This window comes from Limnospira sp. PMC 1279.21, assembly GCF_032349615.1.
GTDB lineage: Bacteria > Cyanobacteriota > Cyanobacteriia > Cyanobacteriales > Microcoleaceae > Limnospira > Limnospira fusiformis.
Genome location: NZ_JARPLU010000248.1, coordinates 1 through 4,901, shown reverse-complemented (window position 1 = coordinate 4,901; position 4,901 = coordinate 1). Strand labels below are relative to the sequence as shown.

General features: G+C 46.3%; 3 protein-coding genes. 2 read left to right on the top strand and 1 reads right to left on the bottom strand.

The window, feature by feature from the left end:
• Positions 1-248 precede the first annotated feature (248 nt).
• Positions 249-1,442 carry an ABC transporter ATP-binding protein gene (locus P5683_RS22665; protein WP_006624339.1) on the top strand — a complete coding sequence of 398 codons (1,194 nt, stop codon included), beginning with the start codon at positions 249-251 and terminating at the stop codon, positions 1,440-1,442.
• A gap of 253 nt (positions 1,443-1,695) precedes the next feature.
• Entirely contained in the window at positions 1,696-2,442 is a 747-nt protein-coding gene (gene aqpZ, locus P5683_RS22660) for an aquaporin Z (protein WP_006624338.1), read from the top strand.
• Between the two features lie 465 nt (positions 2,443-2,907).
• Here the strand turns inward: aqpZ and P5683_RS22655 are convergent, their stop codons facing one another.
• Entirely contained in the window at positions 2,908-4,530 is a 1,623-nt protein-coding gene (locus P5683_RS22655) for a peptide chain release factor 3 (protein ID WP_035760108.1), read from the bottom strand.
• Positions 4,531-4,901 lie beyond the last annotated feature (371 nt).

The following is a 4,901-nucleotide window of genomic DNA, read 5'->3' as shown; positions in this document are numbered from 1 at the left end:
GTCCTTGGTACTCAGATGTTAAACTCTCCGTCATCATGATATGCTTGTCGGGGGTTGGCCGCGACTACTCCCCGTGAGGTTGTATATTGTTTAACCAGTGAAAATCATTAGGTAACTTTAGTTCCTGATGTGGTTCCGGTTTGGGGTAAGGATGGTTATGGCGATCGCCTGGTAGAATTGAATGCTGGGGAACCGATTTTGTCCGTGGTTAGCCCCATTCACCGTACAAAAATCGAGGGTTAATCACTATGGCGATCGTCGTTTTGGAGAATATTTATAAGCGTTTTTCCCAGGAAAATACCCCCTCGGAAACCGACCGAGATAGAGCCGTCCTTCGTAATATTAACCTCACCGTCCGTGATGGTGAATTTATGGTGTTTGTCGGACCTTCTGGCTGCGGAAAAAGTACCCTATTACGCTTGATTGCTGGCTTGGAAACTCCCACAGCCGGAAAGATTTGGATTGGCGATCGCTTAGTTAATGATTATCCTCCCAAAAACCGCGATGTCGCTATGGTATTTCAAAATTACGCCCTATATCCCCACATTAAAGTTTATGATAATTTGGCTTTTGGGTTGCGACGTACTGGCCAACCCGAAAAATTGCCTCAAAGACTAGCCGGAACTATAAAGCGATCGCTCCCTTTTCCTAATTCCTTCCGTAACCAGTCTAGTCGGGAACGTTCCATTGCGCTGCGAGTACAACAAATTGCTGAGATGTTGCAAATTGAACCCCTACTAGATCGGTTTCCCAAACAACTTTCCGGCGGTCAAAAGCAACGGGTCGCTTTAGGAAGGGCTATGGCTCGAAATCCCCAGGTTTTTCTCATGGATGAACCCTTATCTAATTTGGATGCTAGGTTACGCACCGAAATGCGATCGCAAATTGTTGACTTACAACGACAGTTAGGAACTACCACTATTTATGTTACCCACGACCAAACCGAAGCTATGACTATGGGGACTCGAATTGCTGTCCTGAATGGCGGACAAATTCAGCAAATTGACAGTCCCATGGTTTTGTATAACTCCCCCGCTAATCGTTTTGTAGCCGAGTTTATTGGCTCTAGTCCCATGAATTTTCTCACCGTTAAATTGTCTAAGTCCGGTGAGTTAATCCATCCCCATTTTCGCCTCAGTTTATCTCAGGAAACCATAGCTAATCTCACGAATTTGGCTGATCAGTCTATCGTTTTGGGCGTGCGTTCGGAACATTTAACCCTCGCAGAACCTAGCCCGAATCATCTTAATGTCAGGGTTGAACGGGTCGAATCCTTGGGACATGAAACCCTGTTATTTGCTAGGTTTACCCACCCCCCAGAAGATGGCTTACAGGTGAGGATTCCCGCAGCCATTGATGTCAGTTTGGGGGATAAAATTAACTTGGCGATCGCCTATGAAAAAGTGCATCTTTTTCACCCACAAACAGGCGATCGTCTTTGATTAACTATGTTTAATTAACTCTATAACTGCTTTTCCACAGGATATATAAGCCATACCTGGTCTCAGGGCATACCCAACAAATACTAGATATCTGTTAGGTTAACATATAGTTATATGTTCATTTAATAATAGTCTAGGGCTTCCAGATAGCCACGACAATTATAAAGTTTTACTAACAACAATTCACTCCCAGAAGCAGACGTGATAGCATTGCTGCTTAAACTTACCCAATTAGTTATTTGAGGTGAAAAAAATGCCCCTGAATAAACGGTGCATCGCCGAGTTTCTCGGTACGTTTTGGCTCGTGTTCGGAGGTTGTGGTAGTGCGGTATTAGCAGCCGAATTTCCACGGGGTGTTGATAATCCTTTTGGGATTGCCTTTATTGGTGTGGCGATCGCCTTTGGTCTCACCGTATTGACTATGGCTTATGCCATTGGTCACATTTCCGGTTGTCACCTTAACCCGGCAGTTTCCTTTGGTTTATGGGCAGCAAAACGCTTCCCAGCCTCGGATTTACTCCCCTATATTGTCGCTCAGGTTATAGGTGCGATCGTTGCCGCCGGTTTGGTCTATCTAATCGCCATAGGTCAACCAGATTTTATCCTTACTGGTACTAATCCTCTGGCTACTAATGGTTTTGGGCCTCACTCTCCCGGTGGCTTTTCCTTACTTTCGTGTTTAATCACAGAAGTAGTTCTGACATTCATGTTTTTGATGGTGATTTTGGGATCAACAGATAGCCGAGCCCCCAAGGGCTTTGCTCCTATTGCTATTGGTTTAGCCCTAACCCTAATTCACTTAATCAGCATTCCCGTGACCAACACTTCTGTTAACCCCGCTCGCAGCACAGGACCAGCCCTGTTTGCTGGCGTAGAATTGTTTAGTCAAGTGTGGTTATTCTGGTTGGCTCCCATTGTAGGAGCGATCGCCGCCGGATATGCCTATACAGCCTTATTTTCTGAAACGCCAATCGAAGAAACCCCCGCTATTGTCGAATAACTAACTATTGCGCTTCCCTCCATATACAACACGGCAAAAATTCGGGAGTTTGGTAGCTCCGTCTTTTTAAAGCGGGGCGGAAAAACGACTCGGCGGCTTTAGCCGCAATGACTATGATAGAATGGTATCGCCTTCTCTATGACCCAAATGAAAGGGGCTTAACATCCCGTGAGGGCAGACTTGCATCATGCAGAAATGTCGGCAGCAAAGACGTTTCATTGGCGAGAGACAAAAGGTGATTGAATGAAAATAAGTAAAAGGAAGCCTTCGGGCCACCTATAGAGGCGTATTTGACTTCGCCTAGGAGTCCGACTTGTCGGAAGTTCTGAAATCCCTCCGGGGAATCCCCGTCGCTTTAGCGCGGGGAGTAGTCAACACAAGGATCCTCATTGTCTTTCTGTCAATTCTGTATATACACACAAACGATAGGGACAACTATATGTTGTCCCTACTCAATTTTTCCCACTATTGCGGTTGCTGACCCGACACCACCGGAGCCGAACTTCTTAATTCCAGTTCTGGATGTTCCGACTGTACCTGTTGACAATTCCACTCATTCTTAAATAACAAAACTGGGCGACCCCAACTGTCCTTAACAGTAACAGTATTAAACAGTCTTCCCACCTTGGTTAACGCTTCCCATCCCCCTGCTACCCATCTAGCCACACTATAGGGTAACAATTCTAGGCGAGTTTCCACCCCATATTCATTCTGCATCCGAAACTGAACTACCTCAAACTGAAGTTGACCCACCGCCGCCAAAATTGGATCGCGTTTAGAATCATCCTGAGAATACATGATCTGAATTGCTCCCTCTTCCCTCAGTTCTGTAATACCCTTATTGAACTGCTTAAATTTAGACGGATTAGGATTTTTCAGATAGGCGAAAAGTTCCGGCGAAAAACAGGGAATCCCCTCATATTCCAGTTTTTGACCATTGTAGATGGTATCACCGATCGCAAATACTCCCGGATTATTTAAACCAATGACATCCCCAGGATAAGCCGCCTCAATTGACTCACGATCCTGCGCGAACAGTTTTTGCGGACGTGACAGACGCACCGTTTTTCCGGTTCTAGCATGGCTAACCGTCATGTCCTTCTCAAATCTTCCTGTACATACCCGCACAAAAGCCACGCGATCGCGATGTTTCGGGTCCATATTCGCCTGTAACTTAAACACAAACCCTGTAAACTCTGGATAATCTGGGGGAATATCCCCAATCGTGCTATTGTGGGGACCTGGTTTTAACGAATATTCTAGGAAAGCATCCAGAAACAGTTGTACCCCAAAGTTAGTCATGGCGCTACCAAAAAATACTGGGGTCATTTTCCCACTATGTACCGCCGACAGATCCAAGTCTGAACCTAAAGCGTCCAACAGTTCCAATTCTTCCTTGAGTTGATAATACAGATCCTGGTCTAATAAATCCTCAATGCGCGGATCTCCCAAATCTATCACTGTATCTACCGCTTCCCGAGAACCGTGGGCTGTCCGTTCAAATAGATGAATTTGTCCCTTATGGCGGTCAAAAACTCCTTTAAAGCGATCGCCCATACCAATTGGCCAGTTTACCGGGTAAGGGTGTAACCCCAATTCCTGCTCAATTTCATCAAGAAGTTCCAAAGGTTCCCGACCAGGGCGATCCATTTTATTAATAAACGTAAAAATAGGTAAGCCCCGCATCTTACACACCTCAAACAGCTTCCGGGTTTGAGGTTCTAAACCCTTAGCTGCATCTTCCAGCATCACCGCATTATCCGCCGCCGCCAACGTCCTATAGGTATCTTCACTGAAATCTTGGTGTCCGGGAGTATCCAGTAAGTTAATCTGAGTGTTATGATATTCAAACTGCAACACTGTTGAAGTGATGGAAATCCCCCGTTGTTGTTCCATCGCCATCCAGTCTGATGTCGCGTGACGCTGCGACCTGCGGACTTTTACTGCTCCCGCTTCGTGAATGGCTCCTCCATACAGAAGTAGTTTTTCTGTTAACGTGGTTTTTCCCGCGTCTGGGTGGGAGATAATGGCGAAATTACGGCGGCGTTGCACTTCTAGCTGTAATTCGTCCTTAATTTCTGTTGACATAGGACCTTGATAGATTTTGCCATCTCCGACGTGACATCCTCCCGTCATCGAATCAAAGATTACGACACGGGCTTCCTTACCTCACGATAAGGCATTCCTGCTTCCTTGGTCTTCCCCAGCAGTTGTTGGTACAAGTGGCCGAAACCTCCCAACAGTCTTACCCCGTTCCGACAGCTCCACAGGCATTACCACCCAGAGTACCTGGGCTATTGAATTATCATAGCAGATACAAGACTTTTCTTTCTGCATTGACAGTAGGGGCGGGTGCTTCTGTCAGCTACTACCAACACCAGCAAGACTGCTACACCCGCCCACGGGGTGCTTCTGTCAGCTACTACCAACACCAGCAAGACTGCTACACCCGCCCACGG

Excerpts from the sequence above, each read along its gene's own strand:
- P5683_RS22665 (WP_006624339.1), top strand. The coding sequence starts at position 249 with ATGGCGATCGTCGTTTTGGAGAATATTTATAAGCGTTTTTCCCAGGAA.
- aqpZ (WP_006624338.1), top strand. The coding sequence starts at position 1,696 with ATGCCCCTGAATAAACGGTGCATCGCCGAGTTTCTCGGTACGTTTTGG.
- P5683_RS22655 (WP_035760108.1), bottom strand. The coding sequence starts at position 4,530 with ATGTCAACAGAAATTAAGGACGAATTACAGCTAGAAGTGCAACGCCGC.